Source organism: Dysgonomonas sp. GY617 (assembly GCF_015233815.1).
GTDB lineage: Bacteria > Bacteroidota > Bacteroidia > Bacteroidales > Dysgonomonadaceae > Dysgonomonas_A.
The window spans coordinates 198,952-219,196 of sequence record NZ_JADCLR010000023.1; the positions used below are offsets into that span (position 1 = coordinate 198,952).

The following is a 20,245-nucleotide window of genomic DNA, read 5'->3' on the forward strand; positions in this document are numbered from 1 at the left end:
TATAACTCTTTTATATGTTCTCAAAGTTAGCTATCCCATTGTTGAAGTTCGGACAAAGCTAGCTGATAATCTCGCTCCCTCTCCAAATATTCATCTATTGTATCATAATAGATCGACAATTCTAACAAATAATCAATCAAAGATAATTGACCTTTATCAAAAGCTTTCTTCAACAAGCTCTTATTATTAGATACATTTAATACTTCTTCATAATCGCGAAGCAAACCCGACAAAGTACTGGCTCTACTATATTGATTCTTTAGATTATTATAAAATTGAAGCTCCGAGTCTTTGTGTTGTACCTGCAAAGCTAAAGTTTGGGCTTTTTGATGTTTTACCGTATTTTTACCCTCCCATAACGGAATAGATATTCCAAGAGTAACCCCTTGATGGGTAGCACCCAAAAGACGCTCACTCATATATCCTGCCGATATTTTAGGTAGATTTAAAGCTTTGGTGAGTTTCTCCTGCTTACGGCTCACATCAACTTCTTTTTCGGCTAATTCAAGAGCCGGATTATTCACCTTAGCCATAGTAAACCACTGATCGAAGCTTAGCGGCAGCACATAATTAGAATAAGTATCCAAGACATCCATCAGAGGCTCGCCTCCATTCATCCGCTCCAATTCAGCCCGAAGAGTCGCAATTTCCACCTCACAGATTTGCAAAGCTTTCTCTTCATTCAGCAAATTCAACTTAGTCTTGTTGTATTCGATAATATTAATATCTCCCTTATCGAAACGTATTTGATAGGCTTCTCTCAATTCTCTTGCGAACTTTACCCGTTCTATCAATTCTTCATAAACCTTTGTTTGATATACAAGCTCTACACAAAAAGCTCTGGCTTCTTGCAAAATCTCTTTAGCTTGTTGCCTATACGCTAAATCGGCTTGCGTATTCTGTCCCGCAACCACCTGCGATCTGTAACGATAAGCTGTCGGGAAGTCAAAAGATTGGGTTATGCTCAAATCTTTTCGGTTACCTTCACCCGTAGGACTACCCCACAAATAACCTACACCCACTTCGGGATTCTCCAGATTAAGAGCAGTTTTGTTACTTATCTTATCCGCTTTAGTCTGTTCTTGCAGTGCTTTTAGAGTTGTATTATTAGACTCTATATTTCTCAACACCTGCTGAAAGCTATCCTGAGCATTTACTCCCCAAGAGAGTATCAATACATAGATAAGTATAATATATTTATTGTTGTATTTCATAATTACCATTACTTTTAGTTATTACACTCATTAATGAAATAAAAAGAAATATGACCTTAATTAGCTTCATAGTATTACTTCTTTTTATTCAATGCCCGTTGCTGCATCATTCTGTAAATGATAGGAATGATATACATATTCAACAGTGTAGACGTTAGCAAACCTCCTAAAATAACTTTAGCCATTGGGCTCTGAATTTCATTTCCAGGCAAATCTCCTTGTACGGCAAGAGGTATAAGAGCCAATCCCGAACAAAGGGCAGTCATTAAGATAGGATTTAATCTATCTAGCGATCCATGAATAATACTATTTTCGATAGTTTCTCCCCTATTGTGCAAATCATTGTAGTGAGCCATTAACAATATACCGTTTCGGGTGGCAATTCCAAAGAGTGCAATAAACCCGATAATAGCCGGAATACTTATTTCGCCCGTAGTAAACAAGATAACATATATACCTCCGATAAGAGACAATGGCAGATTGATAAGTACAATAATAGACTGAGATACATTCTTAAACTGATTATATAACAATAAGAATATGACGAGAATGGCAAAGAAAGAAGTTATCATCAAAGTTTCTGATGCTGCCTGCTCGCTTTCAAACTGACCTCCATACTCTACATGATAGCCTTCAGGAAACTGAATATTAGTACCTATTGTTTCCTGTATCTCATTTACTACACTTCGTAAATCGCGATCTGTAACATTAGCCGACACTACGATCTTACGTTCTACATTCTCTCTACTAATAGTATTAGGTCCCATAGATGAGCGTATATCTGCTACATATTCCAGCGGTATTTTTATTCCGTCAGCATCAATCATCAGGTTCTTTATTTTTTCAGCCTGATCTTTGTAATCATCATTTACTTTAACTGTAAGATCAAACGTTTTTCCATTCTCATACACTTGCGAAACAACTTCGCCCGATAACATGGTTGTAATGATTTCCGAAAATTCGGGTAATGTAATACCGTATTTAGCTAATACTTCTCTTCTAGGGGTTATCCTCAATTCGGGTCGTTCCACTTGTTGTTCAACATTCAGATCGGCAATACCATCTATATTTTGGATAGCATCGCGTATTTCGCTGGCTGTTTTATAAAGCTGATTCAGATCATCCCCGAAAAGCTTTATCGCAATATTTGCCTTAGTACCCGAAAGCATGTGATCGAGACGGTGAGAAATAGGCTGACCTACTTCAACTGCAATACCCGGAATGGCATTTAACTTCTCGCGAACCTCAGCCAAAAGCTCATCTTTTGAACGATCACCCAGAATAAATGGAGCTTCTATCTCCGATGTATTTACTCCTAAAGAATGCTCATCGAGCTCTGCCCTACCCGTTTTTCGACCCACGGTCTGTATTTCCTTAATGCCTAAGAGTGCCTCTTCGGCTTGTCGCCCTATTTTATCCGACTCATCTAACGAAATTCCCGGTAAAGCATTTATATTGATAGTAAAAGACCCTTCATTGAAAGGAGGAAGAAAATTCCGCCCAAGTGTAAAAAAGATTACAATTGCCGAGATTAACAGCAGTCCTGTAATACCCAACACCTTTTTCTGATGATCTAGAGCCCAATGTAAACTCTTCTCGTACCAATATTTCAAAGTCAAAACCAAACGAGGTTCTTTTTCTTCTTTATCACCTTTGGTCTTGCCCAACAAGTAGCTGCAAAGAACCGGTGTTACTGTTAAAGCGACAACCGTAGACGCAAACAAAGCAACTATAAAGGCAATACCCAGCGGCATAAGCATACGACCTTCCATTCCGCTCAGAAAGAATAGAGGAACAAAACAAGCCACAATAATTAAAGTTGAATTAAGGATGGGCATACGCACCTCTTTAGAGGCTTCGAAAACGACTTGAAGTACGGGTAACTGCTCCTCTTTCGGCTTAGCCCTATTCTCTCGAAGATGCTTGAATACGTTTTCCACATCAATAATGGCATCATCTACTAATGAGCCGATAGCAATAGCCATTCCCCCCAAACTCATCGTATTGATAGTTAGCCCCATAAATTTAAGGGTTAATATAGATACTAATAAAGATAAAGGTATAGCTAGCAACGAAATCAACGTAGTACGTGTATTCATTAAAAAGAGAAAGAGTACAATTACCACGAAAATAGATCCTTCGTACAACGATTTTTCTACATTACCAATCGAATTTTGTATAAAACGTTCCTGACGGAAAATATCACTCGATATTTTAATATCTGATGGAAGATTCTTTTGAAGATCAATGATAGAAGCGTCCAATTTCTTGGTAAGCTCTATTGTATTTGTATTAGGCTGTTTTGTAATAGTGATCAATACTGCCGCTTTCCCTTTTTCGGAAGCCACACCCAGTCTAGGCTCTTTTCCTCCTATTTTTATATCTGCAATATCGCTAATAAGAATCACACCATCGCCTTGCTTCTTTATAACAGCTTTACCTAACTGATCTATATTTTCACTCTGAAGAATACCTCTGACAATATACTCGTTACCATATTCGTATAGTATTCCTCCTGAAGCATTTCTGTTCATATCCTGAACCACAGCCATCACTTCATTTAATCCCACTCCGTAATGTTTCATACGTCCGGGATCAAGCAATATCTGAAATTCTTTTATATCTCCTCCTATTACCGTAACCTGCGCAACGCCTCCCGTAGATAACAATCGAGGACGTATTACCCAATCGGCTAGAGTCCGCAAATCCAATAACGAAGTAGTATCGGAGGAAACACCAATAGTCATTACCTCTCCCATTATAGAAGATTGAGGTCCAAGAGTAGGTTGCCCTATATTATCGGGAAGCTCTCCAGCTATTGCAGCCAACTTTTCAGCCACCACTTGTCTAGCTTTATAAATGTCGGTTCCCCACTCAAACTCTGCCCATACCACAGAAAAGCCTGTTGTAGATGACGAGCGCACCCTTCTAACATCAGTTGCACCATTTATTCCGGCTTCAATAGCATAAGTAACAAGGCGTTCAACCTCTTCACTAGCCATACCATTGGCCTCGGTCATCACCACCACCGTGGGAGCATTAAGGTCTGGAAATACATCTATTTCCATATTTTTGGCTGTGTAAGTTCCTCCTATCAAGAGTAGAAAGGCAGCCACCAGAACCACAATCCGGTTGTTTAATGAGAAGTGTATTATTTTATTTAACATATCAATTCCTCTTAATGTAAGTATTCAAAATTAATTACTGCCATAAACAATAGTATAGCAGGCTTTGGAGTAATATTTACCAAAGCAATAACAAGGTTATACGACCCTCTTAATGAGTATGACCATGAGGAATTGATCCTGACGCAGCCGCAAGTTTTATATGGTATGCACCTTTGACTACCACTTTGTCTCCGGCTTTCAATCCTGATATAATTTCAATCTTCTTACCATCACTAACTCCTGTTTTCACCTCTTGTTTCCGATAATCATCAGCATTAACCTGTACATAAACGAAGAACAATCCTTGCGTTTCAACCAATGCTGATAGTGGTATTGAAATTACATCGGGACGTGATTTTCCCAGAAGAAATACTTCTACATAAGAACCTGCGATAATATTACCGACATTATTAAATTCAAAATTCACCGGAATATAAAAACCCTCACTTCCTACCGACTTACCATACGAAACCAATCGTCCTTCGAGTTCCGACAATTCATAAATATGATTATCATAAGGTGTTCTGAAATTAGTAGATATAACAGTACCCAGCGATTTATAATAGCGCTCGGAAACATCTGCCCGAAGTTGAAGTTTTCTATTTTGAGTAATTCTAAACAAAGGCTGTCCTACTTCTACATACTCTCCCTCATTTACTAATTTGGCTTTGATAAAACCACTAAGAGAAGATGATATTACAGCTCCACCACCTGCTCTATTTTTAGAATAAGATTGATAAGACACTTTTGCATTTTCGTAATTCAACTTAGCCTCATTATATTCTTTTTCCGAAATAAGCTTGTCTCCAATAAGAGATTGTGCACGCTGAAACTCTTTCTCCGCTATTGCATAGGCAGCATTAGCTCTCACTCCTGGGTCGCCATCGGGTAGATCTTGAGAAGATATAGAAAGTAATGACTCTCCCCTTTTTACAGAAAGACCTTCTGTAAGAGAATTTCTATCTAAAGTGACGATACCACTTGCTGTAGCCGACACAACAATTTCATCTCCAGGTGCTGAAAGAATCTGCCCACTGGTTTTAATAACTTCATGAAACTCTCCCACTTCTACTGTAACAGTCTCCAAACCTATAGCTTTAGCCTGTTCGGCAGTAAAGACTACTTCATCTGTGTGATCGCCTTCTTCCGTTTTTACTTCATCATGCGAGTGATCGCCATGTCCTGAGCATCCCCATCCTAAAATTATAAGACTGAATACAAACAATATATTTTTTCTCATTTTGTTTCTTTTAATAAACAATTTATGCCCGACCAAAACACAAATCGGATGTGTTTAGCAATCTTGACTAATACGAATTAATTTACGTGGTTTATCCTAAAAAGGAAGACACAGGAGGGGCTCTTAAACTTTTTGCAGAGCCAGTAAAAGGGGAAGTATAATTATCGAAATAAGGTATTTGAGTCCAATCAAGGGAAGAATATGGATACTCTAAATGAAGATTAGTCAATGGATAAATCAGACAATACACAGTAAGCAGATCTATTGAATGTAAACTATTGGTATCATCATCAGAATCATACTGACGCATAACAATCTGTTTCAAATCGCATTTATCAAGAGTATCAGCACAATGGTCTTTCGCATGATTATGACTTTCAGAGGAAGAGTGACATTTTAGGCATTCAGTATTTCCTTCTTTGGTTATACATACAATTCCATCGTGATGAAAATGAGGTAGAATAATGTGAACCTGTAAAAATATACAAGCGAGCATCAAACATATTTGTATTATAAATTTCTTCTTATTCATAATTTGTTCTACCACATCAGACTACAAAAGTAACAATTCTATCTTGCAACCTGGTTGCATTTACCATTTTAGTAGTATTATAACTTCAAAAATAATGCATTTTTTTAGAACAGCTTACACATATAACAGAAATCATTACAAAAGGTTTATCCGGGATAATCAATTAAAAGCCACTAAAAACCAAGTATTCGCACAAAATATTTTATGGTTTATTAGCTAGATAAATCTATTTTATTTTCTGTATATTTGCGTCTTTAATAGTAATATGCCCTCTTTATAACATAATATCATCTGTATATTTAATAAAGAAGTCTGTTCTAATAACATTTATTTATGCTTGCTTTTATCACATGGGATGTTAGTCCTGAATTAGTTAATATTTTTGGACGAGAAATCCGTTGGTACGGATTATGTTGGGCAATAGGAGTACTTTGTACGTCTTATGTGGTACAAAAAATGTATCAATCGGAAAAACTTCCCGAAAAGTGGTTCGATTCTCTCTTTGTGTATGTATTAATTGGTCTTATAATAGGTGCCCGACTTGGACATTGTCTATTCTATGACCCAGGATATTATCTATCTCATCCAATCGAAATTCTCAAGATTTGGGAAGGCGGTCTTGCCAGTCATGGTGGGGCAATAGGGATGACTATCGGTATCTGGCTTTTCTGCCGCAACGTCAGTAAAAAAAGTATTATATGGGCACTCGATCGCCTTATTGTAGGGGTCGCCATTGGAGCTGCTTTTATTCGCGTAGGAAATCTTATGAATTCCGAAATATACGGAGGCCCAACAACAATGCCTTGGGGATTCAATTTCGTGAGAGATAGAAGCTGGCACTTGCCTCTTGTAGATGGAGGAGCAGGAGAATTACCTTGCCACCCTACACAAATATATGAAGCTGTCATATATTTTGCGATATTTATTCTGACCATGTATATGTTTTACAAAACACGTGCTAAAGAGAAACAAGGTCTTATATTAGGTATTTCGTTAATCGGAATTTTCTTATCTCGATTCTTTATCGAATACATGAAGAACGTACAAGAGCCTTTTGAAGTACAAATGAGAGCAAGTATAGGTATTAATATGGGACAATTACTAAGTATCCCATTCGTTATATGGGGTGTTTGGTTAGTATATAATGCCCTTAAAAACAAAGAACAAACTATCGATAAAAAATAATATATTATTTGTATTATGTTAAAACCTATTCAAATAAAGGAAGACTTATACTATATTGGCGTTAATGACAGAACAAAGGCTTTATTCGAAAATTTATGGCCTCTCCCTAAAGGAGTTTCGTATAATTCTTATTTAATTGTAGACCAAAAAACAGCACTATTCGACACTGTAGACATCTGTTATTCAGACATTTTTCTACAGAAATTAGAAACAGCACTAGACGGAAAGGAACTTGATTACCTAGTAATCAATCACATGGAACCCGATCACTCAGGATCGCTAAGATTACTTAAAACCAAATATCCAAACATTCAGATTGTTGGCAACAAGAGAACTGCCGATATGGTAAGCGGATTTTATGGTATTACTGACGGTGTATTAGTTATAGAAGACGGCGAACAATTGAGCTTAGGTAAACACAACTTAGTGTTTTATCTAACACCAATGGTACACTGGCCAGAAACTATGATGACTTATGAAACAACCGAGAAAATGATCTTCTCAGGAGATGCATTCGGTACATTCGGTACACTTGACGGTGGAATTACCGACAAACAATTACACCCAGAGCGTTACTATGACGAGATGGTACGTTATTATTCAAATGTGGTAGGTAAGTTTGGTTCTCCCGTTCAAAAAGCATTACAAAAACTAAGTCACCTCGAAATCAATTATATTTGCTCTACTCATGGTCCGATCTGGACTATTCCCGAGCAAATAAGTAAAGTTATTTCGATCTATGACAAACTAAGTAAATACGAAGGCGATGAAGGTGTAGTTATAGCCTACGGAAGTATGTACGGAAATACCGAGCAAATGGCTGAGACAATAGCTTTGGAATTGGCTCAACAAGGTATTAAAGAAATTATACTTCATAATACATCTAAACGCTCTCACTCATATATTATTCGTGATATATTTAAGTATAAAGGTCTTATAATAGGATCGCCTACTTATAACAATAAATTGTTTCCAGAGGTAGCCACTCTTCTTGCAAAAATAGAAGAAAGAGATATGAAAAACAGATATTTCAGCTATTTTGGTTCATATACATGGGCAGGTGCAGCACTTAAACGCATAGCACAGTTTGCTGAAAGTACCAATTTCGAGATAATAGGTACTCCCGTAGAAATGAAACAATCGATGAGCCTTCAAACTTATGATGCTTGTATAGCTTTAGGTAAAACTATGGCTGATAAACTAATTCTGGATAGATAAACAGGTTACAAACCTTTTTATTCTTTTCTCCATTAGATTAAAAGACGATTCATTCTTATAAACGAGAATAACTTCACAAACGAGACTATTATAATAGTCTCGTTTGTCTTTTATAGCTCAATAGATTGACTAAAAAATAATTTAATCCTATCTTTAGGTCTTAGACCTTTTTAGTGTTTAGGTTTAGGGGACAGCTTATCTATTTGCAGCAATTGAATGCATAGAGCAAGCCCTACCCCGTACAAATTAGAATATATCATTAAACGTTTTCATCTACTTAAATATGGAATGGCAAAAACTATTATCGTCTAAACGTTTTGGAATGGAAGAATTTCATGACGAAAGACAACATGATCGCTCCGATTTCCAAAGAGATTACGACCGCCTCATCTTTTCATCGCCTTTCAGAAGGCTTCAAAATAAAACTCAAGTATTTCCACTTCCAGGCAGTGTATTTGTACATAATAGATTAACGCACAGCTTAGAAGTATCTTCTGTGGGACGATCTATCAGTTTGATGGTGTCTAAGGCGCTACGCACAAAATATCCGGATTCTCCAGCAGCTTTTGAAGAAATAGGATCAATTGTTGCTGCTGCCTGTTTGGCTCACGATTTGGGTAATCCTCCTTTCGGACATTCGGGAGAAAAAGCCATTGCCACTTATTTTTCAGAAGGTAAAGGACAACCACTTTATCACGATATAGTAAAAGGTGATGGACGATGGGAAGACTTTATTAATTTCGATGGAAATGCAAACTCAATTCGCCTACTAACCCACCAGTTTATAGGACGTAGAAAAGGAGGTTTTGCTATGACTTATTCCATGTTGGCTTCTATCATAAAATATCCCTTTTCATCAGAATTAGCACATGGTAAAGGTAAATTTGGATTCTTCCAAGCAGAGGAGGCTGACGTAACAAAAATAGCAGATGAACTAGGAATACCTAAATTGCAGGAACAGCCCCTTAGATTGGCTCGTTACCCTCTTGTTTATCTTGTAGAGGCTGCCGATGATATATGTTACAAGATTATGGACATTGAGGATGCTCATAAACTACATATTCTGACAACTGAAAGAACAATAGAACTTTTTATGAATTTCTTTCCTCCCGAAAGGCAAGAAAAAATGAGAAGAACGATGCTGCTTGTAAACGATGTAAATGAACAATTGGCTTATTTACGATCTAATGTTATAGGCTTGCTTGTAAATGAATGTGCTCAGGTATTCATAGACCACGAAGAAGAAATTCTTAGTGGAACTTTCAATGGAGCTTTAATCAAACATATTCCTAATCTTTCGAGAGAAGCATACAAAACGTGTACTGAATACAGTGTCAAATACATTTATAGAGCTAAAGATGTTCTGGACATAGAACTTGCAGGACATCGCATCATCGGATTACTATTGGATACATTGATGGATGCAATACGCGATCCGGACAAAGCATATTCTCAACTTTTATTAAGAAGGGTTCCCGAGCAGTATGAGGTACAAGACCCGTCATTATACACGCGTGTATTGGCTATCTTGGATTATATTTCGGGAATGACCGATATTTATGCTTTAGATTTATACCGAAAGATAACAGGTATGAGTTTACCTGCCGTTTAAGATCTCCTATTTTTATTTTCTGATGATTAGCTTCATTTCTTTTATAAGGTAAGTATCATCAATTGCGTAGTATTGCTTATTACGAATAGTTCCCGTCGGTTTTATCAAATTCCGATGGATGGCGTTATTGATCGAAATAGCGATCAATTCCGTACAATATACTTTCTCATCAGAACTATTGTCAAAATCGAGATCGAAAGGTGTCTCCTTATTCAAATATTGAGTAGCAACGCAAACGATAGAATCTCGAACTATTTGTGTTGTATCTAATCTATAAACTCCCCAAGTAGATATATCTTTCAGAAAAGTGTTTAGTTCCTCTTTTCTGACACCTCCTATTCCTGTAAACTCGCTCGCCTCAGAATGTATTACATACACTTGGCTACTGTCTATAACAACAATACCGCCATGGGAATACAATTGTTCTCTATTTGATGATTTTCTAAAATAATCAGAGAAGAATCCATTCCCATGACGATATATAATATCTCCATTTTGAAACTCTTGTGTATTTAATCCATTATCATTGATCTTTTCATTCTTATGACAGCCCAATAATAACAAAAACAAGCTTAACAAAAAGATTTTAAGAGTATCCAACTATTTACCGTATAATATATAAAACAGTAACGGGTAATAACATTTACCGAGGTAATAAAAAGGTCTGTGCCTTATTTACCCATTGTAACTTTCCATTCACCATCTCGTTTCACTAAGTTAAGTTCCTCTTGATTACCCTGAGGCGATAAATAAGTAACCCAAGCTATTGAATCTCCAACAATTGAATCTTTAATCATCTCAAACTTAAAGTCAGGATATTTAGGTAATGCATCACCCGACATTTGAGTTGCCATATCAATAAGAGAAGCAGTTCCTGCAGTCACGTATTTTTTAGCACCTTCCATATCTCCTTTAGCCATACTTTCGGTGAATTTTTCGGCAGCTACTTTCGGTGAATTACTATTACAAGAAACAAAAGCAACCGAAACGAATAATAGTAATACTATTTTTTTCATAAATATCTATTTATTATTTTAGCAAGCATCCATACGAGCTTTTCGCCATTATTTGGATACCTTCAATTTATTAATTTGACGATTTACTCTCATATACAATTGCATCAATAACAGCTACCGTTGTTAGATTTATTATATCTCGCACCGAGCTTTCTATATCTGTAAAATGTACTGGCTTGTTCAACCCCATTTGAATAGGTCCTATTGTTTCACCCGATATTCCCAAATCGACAAGTAATCTGCTAACTACATTTGCCGAGCTTAAATTGGGAAATATAAGTGTATTTACATCTTTACCCTTCAATGTATTAAAAGGGAATGTTGTATCTCTTAATTCCTTATTTAGAGCGAAGTTAACCTGCATCTCTCCATCAATTTCTATCTCCGGATTATTCTTATGCAAATAATCTACCGCCTGAGCAATACTATGAGGACTTCCGTCTTTATCTGCGCCAAAGTTAGAAAAAGATAGCATTGCCATTACAGGATCAATATTAAAAAACTTCACTGCATTGTGAGTCAATTTTGCAATATCAACCAAAGCATCCTTATTAGGCCATCTATTTATTAGCGTATCAGCAATAAAGAATGTACCCTTTTTAGTCTGTAAAATATGCATTGCTGCAAAATGATCGGTATCTGGACGTAAACCTATTACCTCAATAGCCTTTTGAGCAAACTCTTGGTAATGACTATACACCCCTGTAATAAGAGAATCAGCTTCTCCGGTTTCAACCATCATCATACCGAAATAGTTACGGTCATTCATTTTCTCAAAAGCCTCAACATAGGTAATACCTTGTCTTTGTCTTTTTTCAGATAATATACGAGCATATTTATCACGACGAATATCTTCGGTCAAAGCTCTATGATTTATAATTTCAATACCTGAAATATTCAAATTATTATCTTTTGCAATTCGTTGTATACGTTCTGCATTACCAATAAGAATAGGATCACAAATCTCTTCGTTCTTAGTAATAACAGCCGCTTTTATCATATTGATGTGATTACCTTCACAAAATACAATCTTCTTGGGATGCTTTTTAGCCAGACTGGTCAACTGTCTCACCAATTTATTGCTATACCCCATCATCTCGGTTAGTTTATTCTCATAAGCAGACCAATCGTCAATAGGTCTACGCGCAACACCCGATTCTATTGCAGCCTTTGCAACAGCAATAGACACAGCAGTTAACAAACGAGGGTCTAATGGCTTGGGGATAAAATAATCTCGTCCAAATACAGTGCGTTGAAGCCCATAAGCAGCATTTACGACATCGGGAACCGATTCTTTTGCCAAATTAGCCAGAGCTTTTACGGCAGCCAATTTCATTTCTTCATTTATACCTTTGGCTCTAACATCCAAAGCTCCACGAAATATATAAGGGAATCCTAGTACATTATTTACCTGATTAGGATAATCAGATCTTCCGGTTGCAAATATAACATCCTCTCTTGCTCCAACTGCATCGTCATAAGCAATCTCCGGATCGGGATTTGCCAAAGCAAATACAATAGGATTATCATTCATCAATTTCAACATATCGGGAGTTACCACTCCTGCTTTAGACAAGCCTAAGAAAACATCAGCGTCTTTCATAGCTTCTGTCAAAGTAGAAATATCTCTATCAGTAGCAAAGAACTTCTTTTGATCATCCAAATTTGTTCTGCTTGAAGATATAACCCCTTTACTATCGCACATCACAACATTCTCTTTACGCACACCTAAGCTCATATACAATTTAGTACAAGCTACGGCAGACGCTCCTGCACCACTCACAACAAGCTTTACCTCCTCTATCTTCTTTCCTGCAATTTCCAAAGCATTCAATAAAGCAGCAGACGAGATGATGGCTGTACCATGTTGATCGTCGTGCATAACGGGGATATCAAGTTCCTCTTTTAGTCGACGTTCTATTTCAAAACACTCAGGAGCTTTTATATCTTCAAGATTGATTCCTCCAAAAGTTGGAGAAATAGCCTTTACTGTTTGTATGAATCTTTCAGGATCTTTTTCATCCACTTCTATATCAAATACATCTATACCTGCAAATATCTTAAAAAGTAATCCTTTACCTTCCATTACGGGTTTACCTGCCAAAGCACCAATATCACCGAGCCCTAGTACTGATGTACCGTTTGATATAACTGCTACTAAATTACCTTTGATGGTATAATCGTATGCCGTATCTGGATCTTTCTCTATTTCGAGACAAGGTTCTGCTACGCCCGGCGAATAGGCTAATGCCAAATCGGTTTGATTACTATAAGGTTTGGTTGGAACTACCTCTATTTTTCCGGGTTTGCCCTTCGAGTGATAAAGCAAGGCTGCTTCTTTGGTAACTTTTCTCATAATGCCAATACAGGTTCTAGATTATTTTACAAATTAAATTCTTAAATGATAGAAGAATTATGCCAGAAATAATGGATTCTGATACAAAAACGAAGTTAGTGAAAAAAGCGTGATTTGCTCTTTATATATGTGGATTAAAAATAAAGCAAGTGTTATAAAAATAGAAAGTCCGCGAAATCACTTCGCAGACTCTCCTTCTTAACACAAACTTTACAAAACTACACAATAGAGTTGATTGCGGTCTGATAATTAGGCTCTTGCGTAATCTCAGGAACCAACTCAATGTACGATATATTTCCTTTTGGGTCGATAACTACCACTGCACGGGCTAAAAGGCCTTTAAGTGGACCATCTGTCATCAACACACCATAATCTTTTCCAAATTCCGGGCTTCTAAAAACTGACACCGGAGTTACATTTTCAATTCCTTCTGCTGTACAAAATCTTCCTGCAGCGAAAGGAAGGTCTGCTGATACTGCCAAAACAACTGTGTTGTTTAATTTAGCAGCCTCCTGATTGAATTTTCTAACAGAAGCAGCACATACACTAGTGTCTAAACTCGGAAAAATATTCAAAACAACTGTTTTTCCTTTATAATCAGAAAGAGACACTTCTGCTAACTGACCATTTACTAATGTAAAATTAGGAGCTTGAGTTCCTTTACTTGGTAATGCACCTATAGTATTAACCTCACCACCTTTAAAACTTATTTTTGCCATAATCTATTGTTTTATTGATGCTCTCTAATTCAAGAGCAAATTTAATCTGTTTTTTGTTATTTATCTCACAAAAATCTCTTTTTTTACATTTTTAACTCTAATTTAAGAAATTCCGACGTAATTCCTACGTTTTTTTTCACTAATTCTTCAGGTGTACCCTGCATCATTAACATTCCACCGCCAGAACCGCCCTCAGGTCCCATATCAATAATGTAATCGGCACATTTAATTATATCTAAATTATGCTCAATTACAATTACGGTATTCCCCCTATCAACAAGTTGATTTAATACAGTCAGTAAAACTCTTATATCCTCAAAATGAAGTCCCGTAGTTGGTTCATCTAAAATATAAATAGTATTACCGGTATCGGTTCGAGCCAGTTCGGTAGCCAGTTTAACCCGTTGCGATTCCCCTCCTGAAAGAGTGGTCGACGGTTGCCCTAGCTTAATATAGCCCAAACCTACATCTTGCAGGACTTTTATTTTATGTAAAATATTTGGAGTATTCTCAAAGAACTCAACTGCCGCATTAATGGTCATATTCAAAACATCGGCAATAGATTTTCCTTTAAATCTAACCTCTAGAGTTTCTCTATTATAACGCTTACCGTGACAATCCTCACATGGAACAAACACATCTGGCAAAAAGTTCATTTCAATTGTCTTGTATCCATTTCCCCCACACGTTTCGCAACGCCCTCCTTTTATGTTAAAGGAGAATCTACCAGGCTTATAGCCTCTGATTTTGGCTTCGGGAAGGCTTACGAATAAGTTTCTAATATCTGAGAATATTCCTGTATAAGTAGCCGGATTAGAACGAGGCGTCCGCCCGATAGGCGATTGGTCTACGCTGATCACTTTATCCACAAATTCCATTCCTTTGAAAGACTTATATGGAAGAGGATCTGCCAATGACCTGAAAAAGTGTTGGCTAAGTATTGGTAACAAAGTCCCATTAAGCAAACTCGATTTACCACTACCCGATACTCCGGTAACACAAGTGAGTGTTCCCAAAGGTATTTTTATATCTACTGATTTGAGATTATTACCTGTTGCACCTTTTAATTCAATAGAATGTCCGTTTCCTTTTTTCCTTTTCTTAGGTACTTCTATCATTTTACGTTCATTCAGATAGTCTGAAGTCATCGTATCAGCTTTTAGCATTTCTTCTGGAGTTCCTGCAAAAACGACTTCGCCCCCTCTTCGACCTGCAAAAGGTCCCATATCAATAATGTAATCCGCTTCGAGCATCATATCTTTATCATGCTCTACTACAACTACAGAGTTGCCCGAATCACGTAATTTCTTCAATGATTTAATCAGCCTCACATTATCTCTTTGATGAAGACCAATACTAGGCTCATCAAGAATATAAAGTACATTTACAAGCTGCGACCCAATTTGAGTAGCTAATCGTATACGCTGGCTTTCACCTCCCGACAAGGAAGCAGATGCTCTATTAAGAGACAAATAGCTCAATCCAACATCCAACAAGAAAGTCAATCGCGAAAGAATTTCTTTTTTGATCTCTTCTGCTATAAATCTTTGCTTTTCCGAGATATGCTCATCCATGGTCTGTATCCAATCATAAAGTTCTTGGATATCCATAACCGACAATTCGGCAATATTTCTCTCGTTGATCTTATAATGCAGAGCTTCTATATTGAGACGTTGCCCTTTACAATCAGGACAAGTGGTAGTCTTTATAAATTGGTTTGCCCATTTCTGAGCCGTTGCAGAAGCTTCACTCTCCTGTTGCATATTAATGTATTTTGCAACACCTTCGAATGTAACGCTATAAGTAGAACCTCCCAGAGTCTCGTTTTTTATTTCGAGTTTCTCATCCGTTCCAAACATTATTTCGTCTAAAGCCTCCGCAGGAATATTTTTGATAGGCGTTTTTATCGTTACACCATATTTTTCACAAATAGCTTCGATCTGCCAGAAAAATAAAGAGTTTTTATACTTACCCAAAGGAGCTATACCTCCGGCATGTATACTTTGGTCGGGTTTCGGCACAATCTTATCCATATCGATCTGATTGACAACTCCCAAACCCTTACATTTAGGACATGCGCCAAAAGGAGAATTGAACGAAAAATTATGTGGAGCAGGTTCTCCATAAGATAAACCCGAACTAGGGCACATCAACTGGCTACTATAATGACGAACTTCTCCCGACTCAACATCCTGAATCATGATTAGCCCCTCACCTTGCTTCATAGCAACTCTAACACTGTTCTTTAATTGATCAGCAAATTTATTAGAGACAGCCATCTTATCTACAAGAATTTCAATACTGTGATTCTTGTAACGGTCAACACGCATTCCTGGTAGAATCTCACGGATTTCGCCATCAATACGTACATTTAAATAGCCCTTCTTTCTGATTTGTTCGAAAAGTTCTTTATAATGTCCTTTACGATTTCTTACAACAGGGGCTAAGATGTATATTTTCTTACCCAGATAACGAGTTAAGATAAGCTCTAGTATCTGATCCTCAGTGTACTTCACCATCTTTTCACCCGTCAGGTACGAATACGCATCTCCGGCTCTTGCATATAAAAGTCGTAAGAAGTCATATATTTCGGTCGTTGTTCCAACCGTAGAACGAGGGTTACGATTCGTAGTTTTTTGTTCAATCGAGATAACCGGACTCAATCCCGTTATCTTATCCACATCAGGACGCTCCATTCCGCCAAGGAAGTTGCGGGCATATGCCGAAAATGTTTCTATATAACGTCGTTGTCCTTCTGCAAATATTGTATCGAAAGCTAGGGATGATTTTCCGCTGCCACTCAATCCAGTAATAACGACTAGCGAATTACGGGGAATATCAACATCAATATTTTTTAGATTATGTACACGTGCACCGTATACAGATATTAATTCAGTTTCTTCAACTTTCTGATCCATTATTTTATCCTAAACGCTCCTTTTAAGGTCGCCTGACCTATTTGTTATTAAAAAATTGCAGGGCAAATGATTATTTGCCCAATAAATTATAATATGAAAGTTTCTCACCTTCCCAGAAATAATACATCAAAGGTATTTTATCTAATATAAAATACCTTTTGAACATTATTCTGTAATCCATCTTTTATCATACACTTTTACTTTTTCGCCCCTTTTGTAGTAAAGCGATTCGCTATCGGGTATAAGAATGGTATATGTGCTTGGCTTTTTAGCCGTGATAGTCAATTTTCGGTCTCGTAGCCAAGAGTTGAAATCTTTTAGTTGTGCATAAGTTACCCCATTGTCTTTTGCAAAAGAAGCTAAGTCGGGTATACTTTCCGAAACTTCAACCGATTTAAATTTAATTGGTTTGTAAAGATGCTCAGCAGATATTACATAACCATATTTATATGGATTTTCGAAAATACATTTGATAGCCAACATTCTGAAATAGTAACGAGAAGTCTCTTCTACCAACCATAAATCTACACTATCCTCCGCTTGTTGTTTATCTAGCTCTCCACTAATACGTCCCATACCTGCATTATATGACATGGCAACACTCGACCAGTTTCCATATTTCCGATAAGCACTATTCAGATACTTACATGCTGCTAATGTAGATTTTTCAATAGAGTATCGTTCGTCTACCTCGCTAGATACTTCCAATCCAAATTGAGTTCCCGTAGCAGGCATTAACTGCCACAAGCCTGATGCTTTAGCAGATGATACGGCTCTAGGATCGAGTGAACTTTCTATTACGGCCAAATACCTAAAATCTTCGGGTATACCGTTCTCTTTCAAGATTGGATCTATAATAGGGAATATACGATTAGCTCTTTTTATAAGTAGAAGTGTAGTAGAATGCAAATATGCGAAACTATTTATTTCGCGATCGAAACGTTCATGAAGATCATAGCGATCTAATTTTAATTTCTCCCCGGCAAAACTTACCTCCTCAGGAATATCTATGGATGTTGTCATAGCCAGCACTTTAGGATTCTTACGCTCCTCTAGTGTCGCTTCAGAAGTTGACAGAAGAATAACTCCTAACGAACATACACAGATAGCGGAGATTGCCAGTATTATATATTTCTTCATTATAAATTTCCTTTAGATTATATTTTCGATGTAAAGTTAGGGAAATTATTACTTTCGGTTTCCCAAAAAATCCTAATTTAAGGTTTAAAACCTTTTTTACTTTTAAGTTAAGTGTGACTATAATTGTAAGTTCAGATTTTAAAATGTGTCATTAAAATTGAACTTTTATTTGTATCCTTTTATTTATGTACTCGCTCCGATTTTTCAGCAGTTTCAACAGGCTGATTTAACAACTCCTGCAATTTCTCAGGGGTTATATTAGGATATATGTGTCCTCTGCTCATGAATGAGATTTTACCCCTTTCTTCCGAAACGGTTATTACCTGCGCATCAGTTTCCTGACTTATACCCAATCCTGCTCTATGTCTAAGACCAAACTGTTTGGGTAAATTAGGATTTTGAGATACTGGAAGTATGCATCCTGCAGCCTTTATTTTCCCTTTGGAAATAATCATAGCTCCATCGTGAAGTGGACTATTCTTGAAAAAGATATTCTCTATTAAACGTGTGCTTATATCAGCATTTATATATTCTCCGGTTTGCTCGTAAAGCCCCAACGACATTTCTTGTTCTATAACAATAAGAGCCCCCGTATAAGATTTCGACATATTCATACATGCCAAAACAATTGGAGTCACAAAAGCATTGCTTCCTGTATCTTTACTTTTTCCTCCGAAGAGTTTCACCAATGATCTGAATACACTATTAGCACCCAAAGTCATAAGGAACCGCCGAATTTCGTCCTGAAAGAGGATAATTATAACGAACATCCCGATGCTTACAAACTTATTGAGAATAGCTCCCATAAGTCTCATTTGCAGCACATGGGCTATAAGAATCCAAAGTATAATAAATGCAATGATACCCTTAAAGATAGTGGTAGTTCCCGATTTTTTGACAAGATTATACAACTGATACATAACGAATGCAACCAGCAGAATATCTATAATGTCTTTTATTCCGAAATTTTCCAATGCTAAGTAACGTTAAATATTTATTGTCATATTTTGATAATTACAACAATCTTAGGTATTGCTCTAGCCAATATAATAAATAAGATTGAAACCTAAACTTTCAATTGTTCAACTATCTTAATAGCCTCACAAGCTTCCTTTACGTCATGTACCCGTAAGATATTAGCCCCATTCATTAAAGCATATGTATTCAGTACAGATGTACCATTAAGAGCCTGAGAAGATGAGACTTCAAGGAACTTGGTTATCATCGTTTTCCTAGATATGCCTACAAGCAAAGGTAATTCAAAATTTTCAAAGAAATTCAAATGACGCATCAATTCGTAATTTTGAGGGACGTCTTTTGAGAATCCAAAACCGGGATCGAGTATAATATCATTCACCCCTAACCGATGCAAATGGGCTACTTTTTCTGAGAAATAATAAGCAATATCAGGAACTAAATCGTTGTATTTATTCAATTGTTGCATTGTTTGAGGAGTTCCCCGCATATGCATCAAAATATAGGGTACTTGAAGGTCAGCAACAGTTTGAAACATTTGAGAATCGAGCTCACCGCCTGAAATATCATTAACAATTGCCACATTATAATCTTTCACACAGATTCTGGCAACATCTGCATAAAAAGTATCTACAGACAAAACAACTTCGGGAAACTCTTTATTGATAGCAGACAAAGCTGGTGATAGACGGTCTATCTCTTCTTCTGAAGTGAGAAATTGAGATGAAGGGCGCGTAGATTGCGCACCTATATCAACCATTGTACCCCCTTGAAGAAGTATCTCCTCTACCCTCTTTAATATGTCAGCCACATTTTGTTTGCGACTTCCTTCATAAAAAGAATCGGGAGTAATATTAAGTATCCCCATCACAACAGGAGTGGATAGATCCAGTAATTCGCCCTTAATATTTATCGTTTTTCCCATATCTTAAGATCTCTGATCTATTTTCTTA

Annotated in this window: 15 protein-coding genes; 3 read left to right on the forward strand and 12 right to left on the reverse strand. The window is 36.9% G+C overall.

The genetic code is table 11. From position 1 onward, the window contains the following. Positions 1 to 26 precede the first annotated feature (26 nt). From IR022_RS13655 to IR022_RS13670, 4 genes are all read right to left on the reverse strand, one after another. On the reverse strand, positions 27 to 1,214 hold the full coding sequence (locus IR022_RS13655; protein WP_194204131.1) for a TolC family protein: 1,188 nt from the start codon (positions 1,212 to 1,214) through the stop codon (positions 27 to 29). A 74-nt stretch (positions 1,215 to 1,288) separates the two neighbouring features. Further along, a complete protein-coding gene (locus tag IR022_RS13660) occupies positions 1,289 to 4,381 on the reverse strand; it encodes an efflux RND transporter permease subunit (RefSeq protein ID WP_194204132.1) in 3,093 nt (1,030 codons plus the stop codon). 109 nt (positions 4,382 to 4,490) lie between these two features. Then, positions 4,491 to 5,621: an efflux RND transporter periplasmic adaptor subunit gene (locus IR022_RS13665; RefSeq protein ID WP_194204133.1), complete on the reverse strand. Its 1,131-nt coding sequence runs from the start codon at positions 5,619 to 5,621 to the stop codon at positions 4,491 to 4,493. Between the two features lie 91 nt (positions 5,622 to 5,712). Next, positions 5,713 to 6,153, reverse strand: a complete 441-nt coding sequence (locus IR022_RS13670) for a DUF6769 family protein (RefSeq protein ID WP_194204134.1) — start codon at positions 6,151 to 6,153, stop codon at positions 5,713 to 5,715. Between the two features lie 333 nt (positions 6,154 to 6,486). Here IR022_RS13670 and lgt point away from each other — a divergent pair, with 333 nt between their 5' ends. The 3 genes from lgt (at position 6,487) to dgt (ending at position 10,168) form a co-directional block, all read left to right on the forward strand. Beyond that, positions 6,487 to 7,338, forward strand: a complete 852-nt coding sequence (gene lgt, locus IR022_RS13675) for a prolipoprotein diacylglyceryl transferase (protein ID WP_050708137.1) — start codon at positions 6,487 to 6,489, stop codon at positions 7,336 to 7,338. A 15-nt stretch (positions 7,339 to 7,353) separates the two neighbouring features. Beyond that, entirely contained in the window at positions 7,354 to 8,556 is a 1,203-nt protein-coding gene (locus IR022_RS13680; protein ID WP_050708138.1) for an FprA family A-type flavoprotein, read from the forward strand. A 283-nt stretch (positions 8,557 to 8,839) separates the two neighbouring features. Next, positions 8,840 to 10,168, forward strand: coding sequence for a dGTP triphosphohydrolase (gene dgt / locus IR022_RS13685; protein ID WP_194204135.1), 1,329 nt, complete (start codon positions 8,840 to 8,842; stop codon positions 10,166 to 10,168). Positions 10,169 to 10,180: 12 nt separating this feature from the next. Here the strand turns inward: dgt and IR022_RS13690 are convergent, their stop codons facing one another. From IR022_RS13690 to folP, 8 genes are all read right to left on the reverse strand, one after another. Further along, positions 10,181 to 10,768: a YiiX/YebB-like N1pC/P60 family cysteine hydrolase gene (locus tag IR022_RS13690; protein WP_194204136.1), complete on the reverse strand. Its 588-nt coding sequence runs from the start codon at positions 10,766 to 10,768 to the stop codon at positions 10,181 to 10,183. 71 nt (positions 10,769 to 10,839) lie between these two features. Beyond that, on the reverse strand, positions 10,840 to 11,184 hold the full coding sequence (locus IR022_RS13695; RefSeq protein WP_194204137.1) for a DUF4878 domain-containing protein: 345 nt from the start codon (positions 11,182 to 11,184) through the stop codon (positions 10,840 to 10,842). A 70-nt stretch (positions 11,185 to 11,254) separates the two neighbouring features. Continuing rightward, on the reverse strand, positions 11,255 to 13,540 hold the full coding sequence (locus tag IR022_RS13700; protein WP_050708142.1) for an NADP-dependent malic enzyme: 2,286 nt from the start codon (positions 13,538 to 13,540) through the stop codon (positions 11,255 to 11,257). Between the two features lie 218 nt (positions 13,541 to 13,758). Then, positions 13,759 to 14,259, reverse strand: a complete 501-nt coding sequence (tpx, locus tag IR022_RS13705) for a thiol peroxidase (RefSeq protein WP_194204138.1) — start codon at positions 14,257 to 14,259, stop codon at positions 13,759 to 13,761. Between the two features lie 83 nt (positions 14,260 to 14,342). Continuing rightward, positions 14,343 to 17,177, reverse strand: a complete 2,835-nt coding sequence (gene uvrA / locus IR022_RS13710) for an excinuclease ABC subunit UvrA (RefSeq protein ID WP_194204139.1) — start codon at positions 17,175 to 17,177, stop codon at positions 14,343 to 14,345. Positions 17,178 to 17,342: 165 nt separating this feature from the next. Continuing rightward, the gene (locus tag IR022_RS13715) at positions 17,343 to 18,317 is read right to left on the reverse strand and encodes a lytic transglycosylase domain-containing protein (protein ID WP_050708145.1); all 975 of its coding nucleotides are present in this window, start codon (positions 18,315 to 18,317) and stop codon (positions 17,343 to 17,345) included. A gap of 179 nt (positions 18,318 to 18,496) precedes the next feature. Beyond that, positions 18,497 to 19,291, reverse strand: coding sequence for a diadenylate cyclase CdaA (gene cdaA / locus IR022_RS13720; protein ID WP_082204015.1), 795 nt, complete (start codon positions 19,289 to 19,291; stop codon positions 18,497 to 18,499). Positions 19,292 to 19,383: 92 nt separating this feature from the next. Continuing rightward, the gene (gene folP / locus IR022_RS13725) at positions 19,384 to 20,217 is read right to left on the reverse strand and encodes a dihydropteroate synthase (RefSeq protein WP_194204140.1); all 834 of its coding nucleotides are present in this window, start codon (positions 20,215 to 20,217) and stop codon (positions 19,384 to 19,386) included. Between the last annotated feature and the right edge of the window lie 28 nt (positions 20,218 to 20,245).